Origin of the sequence: Dyella sp. 2YAF14 (assembly GCF_052114725.1) — a bacterium.
Classification (GTDB): domain Bacteria; phylum Pseudomonadota; class Gammaproteobacteria; order Xanthomonadales; family Rhodanobacteraceae; genus Dyella.
On sequence record NZ_JBFRFH010000003.1, the window covers coordinates 158,807 to 172,407 of the forward strand.

General features: G+C 62.4%; 17 protein-coding genes. All 17 read right to left on the reverse strand.

Translation table 11 applies throughout. The features are described from left to right. Positions 1-3 precede the first annotated feature (3 nt). Genes AB4Y82_RS06875 through AB4Y82_RS06955 form a run of 17 tightly spaced genes read right to left on the reverse strand, consistent with a single transcriptional unit; the run spans position 4 to position 13,600 of the window. Positions 4-423, reverse strand: a complete 420-nt coding sequence (locus AB4Y82_RS06875; RefSeq protein WP_441611186.1) for a flagellar hook capping FlgD N-terminal domain-containing protein — start codon at positions 421-423, stop codon at positions 4-6. 9 nt (positions 424-432) lie between these two features. After that, positions 433-1,224: a hypothetical protein gene (locus tag AB4Y82_RS06880; RefSeq protein ID WP_441603804.1), complete on the reverse strand. Its 792-nt coding sequence runs from the start codon at positions 1,222-1,224 to the stop codon at positions 433-435. Continuing rightward, positions 1,224-1,673 carry a hypothetical protein gene (locus tag AB4Y82_RS06885; RefSeq protein WP_441603803.1) on the reverse strand — a complete coding sequence of 150 codons (450 nt, stop codon included), beginning with the start codon at positions 1,671-1,673 and terminating at the stop codon, positions 1,224-1,226. The genes AB4Y82_RS06880 and AB4Y82_RS06885 overlap by 1 nt, the downstream gene beginning before the upstream one ends. Beyond that, positions 1,670-2,998 (reverse strand): FliI/YscN family ATPase, encoded by a 1,329-nt coding sequence (locus AB4Y82_RS06890; protein ID WP_441603802.1) that lies wholly within the window; start codon positions 2,996-2,998, stop codon positions 1,670-1,672. Before AB4Y82_RS06890 ends, AB4Y82_RS06885 begins: the two co-directional genes overlap by 4 nt. Then, the gene (locus AB4Y82_RS06895; RefSeq protein WP_441611187.1) at positions 2,995-3,627 is read right to left on the reverse strand and encodes a hypothetical protein; all 633 of its coding nucleotides are present in this window, start codon (positions 3,625-3,627) and stop codon (positions 2,995-2,997) included. Before AB4Y82_RS06895 ends, AB4Y82_RS06890 begins: the two co-directional genes overlap by 4 nt. Continuing rightward, positions 3,624-4,073: a hypothetical protein gene (locus tag AB4Y82_RS06900; RefSeq protein WP_441603800.1), complete on the reverse strand. Its 450-nt coding sequence runs from the start codon at positions 4,071-4,073 to the stop codon at positions 3,624-3,626. Before AB4Y82_RS06900 ends, AB4Y82_RS06895 begins: the two co-directional genes overlap by 4 nt. Next, the gene (gene fliF / locus AB4Y82_RS06905; protein WP_441603799.1) at positions 4,070-5,479 is read right to left on the reverse strand and encodes a flagellar basal-body MS-ring/collar protein FliF; all 1,410 of its coding nucleotides are present in this window, start codon (positions 5,477-5,479) and stop codon (positions 4,070-4,072) included. Before fliF ends, AB4Y82_RS06900 begins: the two co-directional genes overlap by 4 nt. Positions 5,480-5,518: 39 nt before the next feature. Beyond that, positions 5,519-5,821 (reverse strand): flagellar hook-basal body complex protein FliE, encoded by a 303-nt coding sequence (fliE, locus tag AB4Y82_RS06910; protein ID WP_441603798.1) that lies wholly within the window; start codon positions 5,819-5,821, stop codon positions 5,519-5,521. Further along, the gene (locus tag AB4Y82_RS06915; RefSeq protein ID WP_441603797.1) at positions 5,818-6,234 is read right to left on the reverse strand and encodes a flagellar basal body rod protein FlgC; all 417 of its coding nucleotides are present in this window, start codon (positions 6,232-6,234) and stop codon (positions 5,818-5,820) included. Before AB4Y82_RS06915 ends, fliE begins: the two co-directional genes overlap by 4 nt. Before the next feature lie 2 nt (positions 6,235-6,236). After that, on the reverse strand, positions 6,237-6,605 hold the full coding sequence (locus AB4Y82_RS06920; protein ID WP_441603796.1) for a flagellar basal body rod protein FlgB: 369 nt from the start codon (positions 6,603-6,605) through the stop codon (positions 6,237-6,239). 8 nt (positions 6,606-6,613) lie between these two features. Further along, positions 6,614-7,726: a flagellar basal body P-ring protein FlgI gene (locus AB4Y82_RS06925; RefSeq protein ID WP_441603795.1), complete on the reverse strand. Its 1,113-nt coding sequence runs from the start codon at positions 7,724-7,726 to the stop codon at positions 6,614-6,616. Beyond that, a complete protein-coding gene (locus AB4Y82_RS06930; protein ID WP_441603794.1) occupies positions 7,723-8,268 on the reverse strand; it encodes a flagellar basal body L-ring protein FlgH in 546 nt (181 codons plus the stop codon). Before AB4Y82_RS06930 ends, AB4Y82_RS06925 begins: the two co-directional genes overlap by 4 nt. A 34-nt stretch (positions 8,269-8,302) precedes the next feature. Beyond that, a complete protein-coding gene (gene flgA / locus AB4Y82_RS06935) occupies positions 8,303-9,004 on the reverse strand; it encodes a flagellar basal body P-ring formation chaperone FlgA (RefSeq protein ID WP_441603793.1) in 702 nt (233 codons plus the stop codon). 2 nt (positions 9,005-9,006) lie between these two features. Further along, positions 9,007-9,774 (reverse strand): flagellar hook-basal body protein, encoded by a 768-nt coding sequence (locus AB4Y82_RS06940; protein ID WP_441603792.1) that lies wholly within the window; start codon positions 9,772-9,774, stop codon positions 9,007-9,009. A 10-nt stretch (positions 9,775-9,784) separates the two neighbouring features. Then, complete coding sequence (locus AB4Y82_RS06945) at positions 9,785-10,462, reverse strand: flagellar hook-basal body protein (RefSeq protein WP_441603791.1); 678 nt, start codon at positions 10,460-10,462, stop codon at positions 9,785-9,787. Positions 10,463-10,469: 7 nt separating this feature from the next. Next, positions 10,470-12,530, reverse strand: a complete 2,061-nt coding sequence (locus AB4Y82_RS06950) for a flagellar biosynthesis protein FlhA (RefSeq protein ID WP_441603790.1) — start codon at positions 12,528-12,530, stop codon at positions 10,470-10,472. Continuing rightward, entirely contained in the window at positions 12,527-13,600 is a 1,074-nt protein-coding gene (locus AB4Y82_RS06955) for an EscU/YscU/HrcU family type III secretion system export apparatus switch protein (RefSeq protein ID WP_441603789.1), read from the reverse strand. Before AB4Y82_RS06955 ends, AB4Y82_RS06950 begins: the two co-directional genes overlap by 4 nt. Position 13,601: the final 1 nt, after the last annotated feature.

The following is a 13,601-nucleotide window of genomic DNA, read 5'->3' on the forward strand; positions in this document are numbered from 1 at the left end:
GCCTCAGGGAGTGACGAGCTGGATCTGGGACAAGCCGACATTCGTGACGACATTGCTCGTGCCAGTGGAAATGGTCATCTGCACACCATTGCTGGTGTACTGGATGCCGGTGACCTTGCCGGTAGTGGTTGATCCATCCGCATTGGCCACTTGCACGGTATGGGACAGCAGGCCAAGCGACTGATCGGACGAGTCGAGCGTGAGCAGGTTATTGATGCCGCTCACCTCCTCGCTCTGTTGCTCGATGCTCACGAATTGCGCCAGCTGGGTGAGAAACTGGCTGTTATCGAGCGGCTGCATGGGATCCTGAAATTGCAGCTCGCTGACAAAGAGCTTGATGAAGTCCTGCTCGTTGATTCCTGAGTTGGAGAGCGTGGACGCATCACTGGTACTCAATGCATTACCGATGGCTTGGACGGTCATTTGATTTCCTTAGTCAACGTCCACGGATGACCACACTTCGTGGCCATTCCAAATGATGCTATGCAGAGCCAGGCCCTGCCCCTTCAACTGTCGAGCCAGGCTGGTTGCCAGCTGGCGCGCCTCGTCCGTGGAAACGCTGTAATCGCGCAACCAGGCTGTGTGCTTTCCATCAGGCCGCGCGATCAATCGCAACGCGCGCTGCTGCCACGTGATTTCGCGCCACGCCGCGGCGCCGGACAATGGCGGCGCCATAGCGTCGACTTCAGTCGATGCGGCTGCGGCAATCTCCGGTAGCGCGACATTCGTAATGCCCATCGCGCCAAAGGCCGATCCAGAGGCATCCCTGAGCGCGCTCGCCGTCACCGAGCTTTCCTGCAATGGCGACCGAGCCGGAAGTTCGTCCATTTGTATCGCGCTCACTTGCGCGTGCGACGCCGACGTCTCGTTCTCCGCGGAGGCGAGCCGGTATTCGGACAAATAGCCAGACGCCTGCAGGTGCAGGCCAAAAACGCGGGCGGAAAGGACCTGCTCAACGCTTGCCACGGTAGACAGGGCCCCCGTATCAGTGACCGCAAGCGGACCCAGCACAATGCCGTTCTCATCTTGCGACGCCGCAAACGCATCACTCGCAGATTGCTCGCTCGTCTGACTGATCCGTTCTTGAGACAGGTCCTCGCGAGGGGACTTCGACGCCTCGCGCGGCATGTCCTTGTTCAACTGGTCGGAAAAATCACTGGAGCTGGTTTGCGACAGACGGCCAGGCGCGCGCGCCTGCATGCCAAGGATCGGGGACAAATCCATCACGACTCCTTCCGATGAAGCATCCATAGATCTAACGATTCCGCCAGAAGCCGACCTTCAGTACCAAGCGTCACTGCCCGGCGGCGCAGTTCCAGGTCTTCCTGTACGCCATCGGCGAAACGCTGCGTCGAGGCGGCGGCGAGACCGCGCGCCCTCTGTTCGTCCTTTGCTTCGCTCCATGCATCGATAGCGGCTTCACGGCGCGTTTCCAGCGAAGCGTGCAAATCGCTCAACATCGAGTACTCACCAAGGCGCAGGCTGCCATCGTCACGGATGCAACGAGCCCGCGCGTTCGAAGCGGTCGCGCAAAGCGATGTCGCCTGATCGACCTCGTTCGACGCAGCCTGTTCGGCACGGCTTGCCGCCGTAAGCGCCAACGCTGCCTGTGATGCCTTGACGCGGGCGATGCGATGCAGCACCTCATAGGAACGAACCGAGTGTTTGCTCACGCGGGCTCCTCCGAAACCAATTCACGGAGCAAGCGCATGCTTGAATCGTGAGTGCTGCGTTCACCGGGCGACTGGCGGATGAAGTCGACGATGCGCGGCTGACAGCGCAGCGCCTGGTCCAGCCCGGGGTTCGTGCCCGCCTGATACGCGCCCATCTCCACCAGATCCCGCGACGATTCGTAGATCGCCACCATGGCCCGTGTCTGCCGCATCAGGTCAAGATCATCTGGCTGGCAAATCTTTGACTGGAGCCGACTGATGCTTGAAAGCACATCGATCGCCGGCAATTGACCGCGCGCAGCCAGATCGCGCGACAACACAATATGGCCATCCAGAATCGCGCGCATGTGATCGGCGACGGGTTCGTTCATGTCGTCGCCTTCGACCAGCACGCTATACACTGCTGTGATAGTGCCAGCCCCTTTCAGGCTGCCTCCCCGCTCGAGTATCTGTGGAAGCAGGTTGAATACCGATGGTGGGTAGCCACGCGATGTGGGCGGCTCACCCGTGGCCAGGCCGACTTCGCGCTGCGCCATCGCAAAGCGTGTGATGGAGTCGATGACCAACAGGACATCCAGCCCAAGTTCCCGGAAGTGCTCGGCGACGGCGTGCGCCGCGTGCACGGCGTGTGTGCGCGTGAGGGCCGGCTGATCGGCGGTGGCCACGATCAGCACGGAGCGCTCGCGACCCTCCTTGCTCAGTGCATCGTGCAGAAAGTCGGCCACCTCGCGGCCGCGCTCGCCGATCAGGCCAACCACGATCACGTCGGCGCGGACGTGTCCCGCAAGCATGCCTAGCAAGGTGCTTTTGCCAACACCGCTGCCCGCGAATATGCCTACGCGCTGACCCTTGGCCAGCGGGACCAAAGCGTCAATGGCCTTGATGCCGGTTTCCAGTCCTTCGCTCAAGGGCGCGCGGGCCATCGGGTTGATCGCTACGCCATGAATATCTCGTTCGAGTTCGGCACGGACCGGTCCTTTACCATCGAGCGGCGCACCGAAGGCGTCGAGCACTCGCCCGATCATGTCCTTGCCGACGGGGATGCGGGCGCGACGTCCCAAGGCCTCCACGGTGGCGCCAATCGGCATGCCCCGCAGATGTCCAAACGGCATCAACAGGACCCGGCCATCGCGAAACCCCACCACCTCGGCGAGCACCGGCGCTTGCGTTCCCTGGCCGGAAAGCTGGCAAAGCTCACCGACGACCGCATCAGGACCTTGCGCTTCGACAACCAGCCCATTGAATGCGACAAGACAACCCAGGCGCCTGACCCATGGCATGGCGCCCAGCGCGGCCTTGAACGTCGTCGCCGCGGCCGCGTTCACGGTGTCGCCCTCGCGAGCCCGTCGAGCATCGCGCGATGAACGGCGTCCAAACGATCCTTGATGGATGTCTCCAAGCGTCCGCGTGCCGTCATCAGCGCGCATGAACCCGGCACCATGGCTGCACCAGCTTCGATTGGAACACCGTTGACCTGATCAGGAAGGTGCGCGAGGTCAGCCGCGGCAACCTGAAGACACAAGGCGTCAGCGCGGTACTCGTTGATGAGCTGAGCCACCACACGCCCCAATCTTTCGCCTTCGCTCATGCCTTCTCCAAGCACCGCGCTCAGTGCAAGCAGCGCTATCTCGAATGCGTCCTTTTCCATGTCGGCTACGCGGGCACGTTCGGCGTCGGCCAGGCCTGCGGCAAGCTCGCTCCATCGACTGCGCTCCACCAGGAGCGATGCCTCTGCTAGCTCATGACGGTCCCGTAGCTCGGCCTCTAGTTTTGCGAAACGTGCTTCCGCTTCACGCAAACCGTCTGCCTCCCCCGCCTCGAATCCCTCGCGGTAGCCGTCGCCAAACCTTGCCGCGTCCGCGCCGTCCACAACGACGGCCTCGTGCGACAACGTCATGGATTGCAATCGCGCAGCTTCGGACACGGCTGCGGCGTCGGACAGTCGCCGGATCATGCGGCAGTCGCCTCCGACTCATGGGCCATCACGGCCAGCTCATCGGCCATGCAACGAGCCAGCGCTGGTGGAAATGCCGCGGGGAGAGCGCCAAGTTCACTGCGAATACCCATGGCGCGTTGCCGAAAGCAGGCGGCCAGATAGATTTCTGCATGATCGGGCGCCGTGGCCGCAATCATGCGTGCAGCCCACGACTCATCAAGCGTGTTGAGCGTACTGATCAGCAGGTTCGGCGCAGGCACTTCTGCCGGCTTTCCTGCTTCGTTGTCCGCCAGCAGCTCGACGACCAGCTCGGGCGCCGCCTTTACCAACGGCTCCGCCTCCGCGATGAGCGCATCCAATGCAGACATTCGGGACGCGGGCAGCTGGGCGAGCAACCAACGCCGGTCTTTGGGATGCAGCGTCGCCAGGTAAACAGCGGCCTTGCGCATGCCAGGCGTGCTCACGACTTCACCTCCGCAGAGGAAACCCATTGCCGCAGGCGTTGCAGGGCTTCCTCGCGTTCGGGCGCGGTCAGTCGGCGTTGGCGAGGATGCGCACCAAAGGCCATCCACAGCGAAGCGACCAGCATCACGCCAGCGCTGAGCGCGAGATACGCCCACAAAGGCAAATGACCGCCCGAACTCGTGGCGTCAGCTTGGCTGCGATCCTCCACGACATTGCCTGCCGCGCTCTCAACAACGGCCACCGAGCTGCGCGGCTTCTCGACGGTGGCGATGGCCGGCGGCGCGATCGAGGCAATATCAACCTTGTCCCCACGCGCCAGGTCCAGCCCAAGGCCGGCGGAAACGACGTCCGACAGCTTCAACAACTCGGTCTGCGGCATGGCATCCGGCACCACGATGCCCACAGAGATGCGCTCGATGCGCCCGGGCGCCTGCTCGATCTCCTCCTGCTCGCGACCGTGGGCGTATTCCACTTCGCGGTCGCTGGTGGACGAACCGGTCTTGGCATGATCCGGGTCCGAATCGTCCGCGGTTCTTCCGGTCGAGCCGGTCTTCTCTCTCACCAGCAGTCCATTGCCATCCTTGCCTTGCGCAATCAGGCGCTCACGAACCTGCTTCACATGGTCGTAGTTGACACGAACATCCACTGACACAGTGAAGTCGTCATTGGCCAGCACGCGATGCAACAACGTGCCGACCTTCTGCCGCAACTGCAGCTCCAGCCGCGCCTGCTCGTCCATGCGATCGCCCACCGCGGCCACACCGTCAGCGCCATGGGCCGAAAGCACGGAGCCGTTACCGTCCAGCACTACAACGGCATCCGACGACAACCCCTCCACGGCGGAAGCCAGCAGGCGCTGGATGCCCACCACCTGCCGTGCCTCGAGGTGCTTGCCCGGCTTGATCGCAATCGTCACCGATGCCTTGGAGGCGTCGCCATCGTGCGCAAACATGTCCTCGCGGCGTATGGTCAGGTGCACCCTGGACGAAGCGACTTCGTCCATCGCGTCGATGGTGCGCTCCAGCTCGCCCTGCAGCGCGCGCTGAAAATTCACCCGTTGCGCAAACTCGGTAACCCCATAGTCCGAGTCCTTGAAGAGCTCGAAGCCCACGCTGCCGCCCTTGGGCACGCCTTGCGACACCAGCTTCATGCGGGTGTCGTAGACCGCCGTCTCCGGCACAAGGATCGAATGACCGCCATCGGCAATGTGATAGGGCACCTGCATCTGCCCGAGCGCGGTGGTGATCTCCGCCGCATCCGTTTCCTTGAGGTCCCGAAACAGCACGCCGTAGTCGGGATGGGCTGCCCACCAAGCGACAGCACCACCAAGGCCGACGATGACAAGCACGCCCAGTGCAAAGCCAAGACGTGCCCGGCGTGAAAGATTGGAAAAAAACTGCTGCATACCTGCTCCGGGGATAGGACTGCCGTCCTGCACGTGCTGTTACAACTGCATGTTGGTCAGGTTCTGATACGCATCGACGACGCGATTGCGTACCTCGACGGCCATTTGCAATTTCAGGTGCGCTTGTTCGAACGCGATCATCACGTCGTGCACCGGAATTTTGTCGCCTGCCGCCAGCTGGCGAGCGAGTGTGTCGGCTTGCGAGAGATCGGCATTGATGCCGTTCAGCCCATCGCCCAGGGCATGCATGAATCCGTTGCCCTGCAGGGACGACAGCGGCGTTGCCTCGCGCGCAGCATCGACGGCGCTGAGCGAGATCGGTTGGATCGGCGCCACACTCATGCGCCACCTCCCAGATCCAAAGCGTGAAGCGCCATTCCACGCAGCGTGTTGAAAGCGCGGACATTGGCCTCGTATGCGCGGCTGGCATCGAGCAATGAGCTCATTTCCTGCACGAGGTCGACCTTGGGGTAGCTGACCATGCCGTTCTGGTCAGCGGCCGGGTCGGATGGGTCATGTACCTTGCGCTCGGCAGCCTCGGCATCAACCATCACCGGGCGCGGCAAGTGACCAGCCATCAGCGACGCCGACGTTCCCACATGCGGTAGGAACGTGGTGGAAACGCGCATGAGTCGCTCCGGTTGCGCGGCGTCGCTGGGCGTATTGGCCACGGCAATATTGTGGCTTGCTGCCTCCAGCCGCAGACGTTCGTATTCCAGGCCATAGCGCGTGGCCGCGAAAATCTGGTCAACCATGATCAACCCCTGCCTGCCAGCGCAAGCTGCATGAGCGAAAAACGACGGGAGAGCACAGCCGTCATGGACTGATAGTCGGTGCTGGCAGCCTCAAGATCCGCCACTTCACCGTCCAGGTGCACATTCACGTCAGCGGCATCCGTAGTGGCCACCGACGTGATCGTGGTGTGCTTGCCTTCCAGCCTCAGCGTATCGCTGCTCATCTCTGGATGGACTGCCGCTTGCTGCAACAGTCCGAGTGCCTGACCAAAGTCAGCTCGTTGAGCCCGGAACCCTGGGGTATCGACGTTGGCGATGTTGGCGCTCGCAATCTCGGCACGCGTACGCGCCAGACCCATGCCAAGACGCAATGCTTCGGTAGTTAGATCCACGGTCTACCTCACTGAATCACCAGGTCGCCGTGCAAAGCACCGGCAGCCTTGATGGATTGAAGAATGGTGATGACGTCGCGCGTCGAAAGATGGATGGCCCGCAGTGCACCGACGAGGTCGGCAACCGTGGCGCCATTGGGCATATTGACCATGCGTGCCTCGGGATCCTGCACGTGGATGGTCGACTGGGGCACGACGGCCGTGCCGATATTGCGGGAAGGATTGATAAGACCCTCAGGCTGCGAAACCAGGTAATCGGTCTGTACCGACACGCGCAAATCGCCATGCGAGATGGTCACGCTGCCCAGCCTCACATCGCCGCCGGAGACCACGGTGCCAGTGCGCTCATTGACCACGACGCGCGCAATCGCATCCGGCATCACCGGCACGTTCTCGATCGACGAGATCATGCGCACCATGTCCGTCGGTGGCGTGGAGAACACGACCCTGACCTTGCCGGCATGCTCGGCCACGGCCGAAACACTCGCATTTCGCCGCAACGACTCGGCAACGCGCTCAGCCGTGGTGAAATCGGGCTGATACAACACCACGTCAAGTGTTCGACTGTCAGTGTTGAGGCCTAGGGGCGCCTCCCGTTCGACCGAGGCACCGTCGGGCACGCGGCCCACGGTGGGGTGATTCTTTTGCTCGATGCTGCCAAACGAACGCACGTCGTATCCACCAACGGAAAGCGCACCCTGAGCAAGCGCATACATCTTCCCGTCAGGTCCGTTCAACGGCGTCAACACCAGCACGCCACCGGAAAGGCTGCGCGCGTCGCCGAGCGACGACACCGAAACGTCCAGCTTCTGCCCGGACTCTGCGAACGCCGGTAGCGTTGAAGTCACGAGAACGGCAGCGACGTTGCGGCTATTGAGGTCGTCAGGGCTAATGTTGACGCCGAAATGACTCAGCGTATTGGCCACCGACTGCACCGTAAGATGGTTTTTGCTGGTGTCGCCCGTGCCGGCAAGGCCAATGACCAGGCCGTAGCCGGTCAAGGGGTTGTCGCGGACGCCTTCGATGCGGGCAATTTCCTTCAGGCGCACGCTGCCGGTGTCTGCCTGCACGGAGAGTGCGCAGGCGGCGAACAGCACGCCGATGAGTACACGGTATTTCATATCAGGCGCAGCCAGCGTGCAATGCGATAGAGAATGCTTCGGCGTTGTGCTTCGGACACATCGCCTTGGCCAGTGAATTCGATGTTCGCCTCGCTGATCCGGGTCGAGAGGATGACATTCGTCGCTGAAATGTCTTCCGGACGTACCAGGCCCGTGAGCGCGAAATGTTGCTTTTCGCCGTTGACCACCACGGTCTGCTCGCCGCGGACGCGCAGCATGTCGTTGCCCTCGATGCCGGTGACACGCACCGTCAACTGGGCCTGGAGCATGCCCGCGCGGGTCGTCTTACCCTCGCCGGTATCGCTGCCGGACAGGCCCACGCCGTAGTTGTGCTGCACGTGCTTGTTCTGCGTGTTGGCGGCAAGTTGCACAGCGCTGTCAGCGTCCGTGTTGGCGCTGGCTGAGGCCTGTGCCGTCTCCGTGACCACCACGGTCAGCGTATCCCCCACCGTATGAGCACGCCGATCCGCCGCCAGGCCGTGGTAGGCATCGGGCTCGATCATCGAGCCGCTGGCGTGTTGTGCCTGCGCTGTGAACGTCATCAGAGCGCCGACAAGCAATGATGGTATGGCACGTTTACTGGACAACTTCGACTACTCCCTTCTCTGTCACTCGCGCACGCACGGGTTCGTCCGCACCATCGACCAGTACAGGCACTACATCGCCCGCATTGCCCTTCTCATTGGCCACGCCGCGCGTCGCCAAGCGAATGGCGCCGTAACTGGCAAGCACGCGGACCTTCTGACGTCGATCCACGTCTGGAATCTTTTCAAAGTCGCTCAAGAGCACCGCGGCACCACCTTGAACCGGCTTGCGTAGCCGCATGCCATCGAGTGCCGCCGGTCCGTCCACCGGCGTTTCCGCCAAAGTTGCCACGTCGACGTCCGCTTCCTGGATACGCAGCGCCTGCGCCTTCATGCCGATGGGTTCATCGTCGCTGTAGGTAAGCACCTTGTTGTGGACACTCACCGCAAACCACACCGTGGCAGATCGCACCACGCGACCATCCACCCGCACATCCACGGGCATCCCCACCCGAGGGCGCGGCCAACGCCCACTGATCGGATGAACCTGCAGGCTCACGCCGCCTTTTGGCACGTGCACATCCTCGGGCGTACCAATCGTGGTGAGCGTGACTTCGCCGCCCGTGGAAAGATGTTCGCGCAGCACATCCTCGGCCGCGCCGACCAGGCGCGACGCACCCACCACCTGCGCAGTACTCTCCGCAAGGAGTGGCGCAGACAGAAGGACGGCAAGCACGAACAGGATGTAGCGCATGCTTATTGGCGGAGGTTGTTGATGGTGTCGAGGATCTGATCCGACGCCTGCAGCACGCGCGCATTGAGCTGATAGGCGCGCTGCGCGATCACCAGCGACGACATCTCAGACACCATATCCACATTCGAGCTTTCCAGGGAGCCCTGCAGAATGCTGCCAGTACCGTTCTCGTTGGCCTTCTCCACGCTCGGATCGCCCGACGCCTGGGTGGCGGCAAAGTTATTGCCGCCCACCGACTGCAACCCATCCGGGGACGGAAAAACACTCAGCTCGAGCGTCCCCAACAGCGTCTGTGTGGCGCTGCCGCCGACGTTGGCGTAGATCTGACCGCTTTGGTTGATCTGGATCTGCGCGGCATCCGGCGGAATCTGGATGTTCTGCGCAAGACGATTGCCATCGACCGTCGCCAGATAGCCCTCGCTATCGACGTGCAGCTGGCCGGCACGCGTGTAGAGACGATTGCCATTGCTGTCGGCAACCTCCAAAAAACCGCTGCCCTGGATGCCGATGTCCCAGGTGTTATTCGTCTGGACCATCTGGCCCTGCGAAAACAACGCCGTGGTTGCAATGATCTCCGAGCCGGCTCCTTCGCTCTCGGGCGGCAGCCCGGCCGCCACCTGCGCCGGCGACATCGTTGCAATATCGCCAAACGCCACGCGTTTGGCCTTGAAGCCCGGCGTCTGCATGTTGGAGATATTGTTGGACAGGGTATCAATCTGGCTCTGCTGGCTCTTCAAGCCAGAGGTGGCGATGTAAAGCGCGTCAATCATGTCGAGCTCCTCAGGCGTTGTCGCCAAGGTGGGAAACGCCGCTCTGCATCGCGGTGTCGTAGGCTTGAATGGCCCGCTGCACGGACTGTGCATGACGAGTCACTTCCATCAGGCGCACCATTTCGGTGCCGGGATCCACGTTCGAGCGCTCCAGCGCGCCTTGATGCAGGCTGCCATTCCACTCGCCAGTCGAGCCGCTGTACGCATAGAGGCCATCCCCGATCTCGCGCAGACCGTTTGCGTCGGCGATGCCAACGATCCTCAAGGTATCGACCTGCTTCTCGCCGTCCTTGATGGTGCCGTCGGCACCGATCTGCACCGCGGCGGTGTCAAGCGTGATCGGACCGGACTCGCCCATCACGGCACGGCCCATGGCATCCACCAGCTGCCGGTCTTCGTCGAGATGGAATTGCCCGTTGCGCGTCAAGCGCTCCTGGCCATTCACATCGACCACGAAAAAGCCCTGCCCCTGGATGGCCAGGTCCAGCGAAGCCCCGGTCTTGTCGAGGTTCCCGTCGAGCATGCTGAGCGTGCGATCGCCGCTGGCCGTGGCAGCACGAAAATCGCCCTTGAGTCGTTCGGTGCGATAGCCGACCGTGCGCATATTGGCCACGTTCTGGCCAATGATATCCAGCGACTCAACATCACGACTGAGATAGCTGGCGATACTGGAAATGACGTTGCTCATGAATTCCTCATGGAGACACGCTGACGACGCCGAAAGATTTCACGGCCAAAGACGCCGGCACCTCGTTGATGCCAAGCACGGTGATATGGGGAAGGCTGCGCTGGATGAGTGCGCGCAAATGACGTCGCAGCGCGCTGGGACACAGCAGCACAGGGAGGTGGTTGCGCACCATCATCGCTTCGGACTGTTTGGCCAATCCGCCGAGCAGGGCCTCGAGCTGCCCAGGATCGCTAAGCAGCAGGCCGCTACCTTCGCGCTGCCTGAGCGCCGCGACGATATGGCGTTCAAGCTCGGTAGCGAGAGTCAATACGTGCAGCTCGCCCTGGGGATTGCTCACGCGCTGGCAGATGGTCGGCCCCAGGCGTTCACGCACTCGCTCAACCAGGTCGTCGGTCTGCTTATAGGTTTTGCCCGCATCGACCAGCACTTCGAGGATGGACTCGGTGTTACGGATGCTCACCTGCTCCTTGAGCAACTGCTGGAGCACCTTCTGCACATCCGTAAAGGACAGCACGCCAGGAATGAGTTCGTCGACCAGCGATGCCTGCTGTTCCCTCACCCGCGCAACCAGGCGCTCGGTCTCAGCACGGGTCAGCAATTCCGGAGCGTGCCGCTTCACGACCTCGCCGAGATGAGTGATCAAGACCGTTTCCGGATCGACCAGCGTATAGCCGGCGCCGCGCGCAAATTGCCGCTGCTCCGGCGGTATCCATAGCGCGGGCAGGCCGTAGGCGGGGTCCTTGGTCTCTTTGCCTTCCAGGCGCGGACGCTTGCCGCCCGGATCAATGGCCAGGAGTGCATCGAAGTGCAGCTCGCCTTTGCCGACACGCGATCCCTGCACATGAATCTCATAGCCGCGTTCGGCCAGCGGCGCCTCCTGGATGAGCTTCACCTTCGGCAGGATAAAACCGGCCTCCAGTGCGTACTGCTTGCGGTACGTCGCGATACGCTCGCCCAGGTCGAGATTCTTAGCCTTGTAGGTCGCCACGATGGCCGTGCCGAGATGGATCTCGATCGGCTCGACCACCATCAGCTTATAAAGGTCTTCTTCGGTGCGACTCGCCGGTGACTCAAGCGAGGGTTCCTCAACCTCGTTCGTTTCACCGGAGGCTTTGCCGCGGAACGAGAAGAAGAGCATGGCGCCTACGCCGGCCAGCACGACAAGCACCGGCCACGCAGGCAGGCCCGGCAGCAGCATCACCCCCATCAAGGCCACTGCCACGATCAGCAGAGTGCGTGAATTGGACAAGACCTGGCGCGTGATCTCGGTGCCGAGCTGGGCGTCGGACGCGGCGCGGGTGATGATGATGCCGGTGGCTACGGCGATCACCAGCGAGGGGATCTGCGTCACGATGCCGTCGCCCACGGTCAGCAGCGTGTACTGGTGCGCCGCCTCTGACCAGGGCAGGCCCCGCTGCACCATGCCGACGGCCAGGCCGCCGATGATGTCGATCAGGATGATCATGATGCCGGCGATGGCGTCGCCCTTCACGAACTTGGTCGCGCCGTCCATCGCGCCATAGAAGCTCGCCTCGCGCTCGACCAATGCACGGCGCCGCTTGGCTTCGTGCTGATCGATGAGGCCCATGTTCATGTCCGCATCAATGCTCATCTGCTTGCCGGGCATGCTGTCCAGCGTAAAGCGTGCAGCCACTTCGGCCACGCGCTGGGCGCCACTGGTGACAACCACGTACTGCACCACCACCAGGATCAGAAACACCACCAGGCCAATGACGTAGTTGCCGCCCACCACGTAAGAGCCGATCGCGTTGATCACCCGGCCGGCGTTGCCCTTGTCCAGGATGAGGCGCGTCGCCGAAATGTTCAGCGAGAGGCGGAACAGCGTGGTGATGAGCAATAGCGAAGGGAACGTGGAGAAGCTCAGCGGCGTCTCGGTAAAGAACGTAATCAGCAGCACCAGCAGCGCCGACGTGAAATTCAACACCAGCAGAAAGTCGAGCAAGCCTGGCGGAATCGGCGTGAACAGGATGACCAGGATCCCGACCATGCCGAGCACCAGCGCCATATCGCGCTTGCCGCTCCACAGCTGTCCAAAAAGTGCGCTCACGAAAAAATCCTGTTGCCGGCGCGGCCCATCAACCAACGATAGACGGGTGCCAACTGGCCATAGAGGTGGTCAGGCACGGGCTTATCGATCCCGCACTCCCGGAACAAAGCACGCGCCAGCGCGGGCGAGCGCAGACAGGGGACGCCCGATACGGCCGCCTTGCTGCGCATGGCCACCGCCACCGCGTCGGTTCCCTTGGCCAGCACGACGGGCGATCGCATCGTGCGCGGGCGGTACTGGATCGCCACGGCAAGATGCGTGGGGTTGGTCAACACCACATCAGCTTCCGGCACGCGCCGTACCGAGCGCGATTGCTTGAGCAGCTCGACCATCAGCCGCTTGCGCTTGTGCCGGATGTCCGGATCACCTTCGCGGCGTTTCACTTCGTCCTTGATGTCATTGCGGCTCATGCGCAGCTTGCGCAGAAACTCTCTGCGCGAAAAGAGCAGATCCATCAGCGCCACCAAGGCCAGTACCACCAATACCCAGGTGGTGACGCGCACATAGATCGACTGCAGCAATGCTCCTGCTGCGCTGGGTGCCGCGGTCGCCGTGGCCAACAACTGATGCTGTAGCGAGCCGGTCAGCCACCAGGCCATCGCGCCGAGCAACGACACTTTGAGCACCAGCTTGAAAAGGTCCCAAAGTAAGCGCAGTGAGAAAATCCGCTTGAACCCCTGCGCCGGGTTGAGTCGCGAAAAGTCCGGCTTCATCGGTTCCGTACTGAACACCGGGCCGGTCTGCACCAGGTTGGCGATCACCGCCGTCACGATCAGCGCAATCACCAGCGGCACCATGGCCTGCCAAACCGGTCGAAACGTCGCCCCTATCCATTGCATCAGACTCACCGATGGCGTGGGCGCGTTGCCTGCCATAAGGATCATCCGCTGGAAGGAATGCGCCCAGGCACCGGCCAGCGTGGCAGCGGTAGCGCACAAGGTGATGCTGAAGACCACGGTCACCAACAGGCCGCTCACTTCCGCACTGCGCGCCACCTGCCCCTTCTTGCGTGCCTCCTGGAGACGAAAAGGGGTTGGCTGCTCGGTCTTGCTCTGCTCGTTCTCCGCCATG

What these genes read in the sequence shown, in the direction of transcription:
- AB4Y82_RS06875 (WP_441611186.1), bottom strand. Translation starts at nt 423, where the DNA reads ATGACCGTCCAAGCCATCGGTAATGCATTGAGTACCAGTGATGCGTCC.
- AB4Y82_RS06880 (WP_441603804.1), bottom strand. Translation starts at nt 1,224, where the DNA reads ATGGATTTGTCCCCGATCCTTGGCATGCAGGCGCGCGCGCCTGGCCGT.
- AB4Y82_RS06895 (WP_441611187.1), bottom strand. Translation starts at nt 3,627, where the DNA reads ATGATCCGGCGACTGTCCGACGCCGCAGCCGTGTCCGAAGCTGCGCGA.
- fliF (WP_441603799.1), bottom strand. Translation starts at nt 5,479, where the DNA reads ATGCAGCAGTTTTTTTCCAATCTTTCACGCCGGGCACGTCTTGGCTTT.
- fliE (WP_441603798.1), bottom strand. Translation starts at nt 5,821, where the DNA reads ATGAGTGTGGCGCCGATCCAACCGATCTCGCTCAGCGCCGTCGATGCT.
- AB4Y82_RS06915 (WP_441603797.1), bottom strand. Translation starts at nt 6,234, where the DNA reads ATGGTTGACCAGATTTTCGCGGCCACGCGCTATGGCCTGGAATACGAA.
- AB4Y82_RS06925 (WP_441603795.1), bottom strand. Translation starts at nt 7,726, where the DNA reads ATGAAATACCGTGTACTCATCGGCGTGCTGTTCGCCGCCTGCGCACTC.
- AB4Y82_RS06930 (WP_441603794.1), bottom strand. Translation starts at nt 8,268, where the DNA reads ATGACGTTCACAGCGCAGGCACAACACGCCAGCGGCTCGATGATCGAG.
- flgA (WP_441603793.1), bottom strand. Translation starts at nt 9,004, where the DNA reads ATGCGCTACATCCTGTTCGTGCTTGCCGTCCTTCTGTCTGCGCCACTC.
- AB4Y82_RS06940 (WP_441603792.1), bottom strand. Translation starts at nt 9,774, where the DNA reads ATGATTGACGCGCTTTACATCGCCACCTCTGGCTTGAAGAGCCAGCAG.
- AB4Y82_RS06945 (WP_441603791.1), bottom strand. Translation starts at nt 10,462, where the DNA reads ATGAGCAACGTCATTTCCAGTATCGCCAGCTATCTCAGTCGTGATGTT.
- AB4Y82_RS06955 (WP_441603789.1), bottom strand. Translation starts at nt 13,600, where the DNA reads ATGGCGGAGAACGAGCAGAGCAAGACCGAGCAGCCAACCCCTTTTCGT.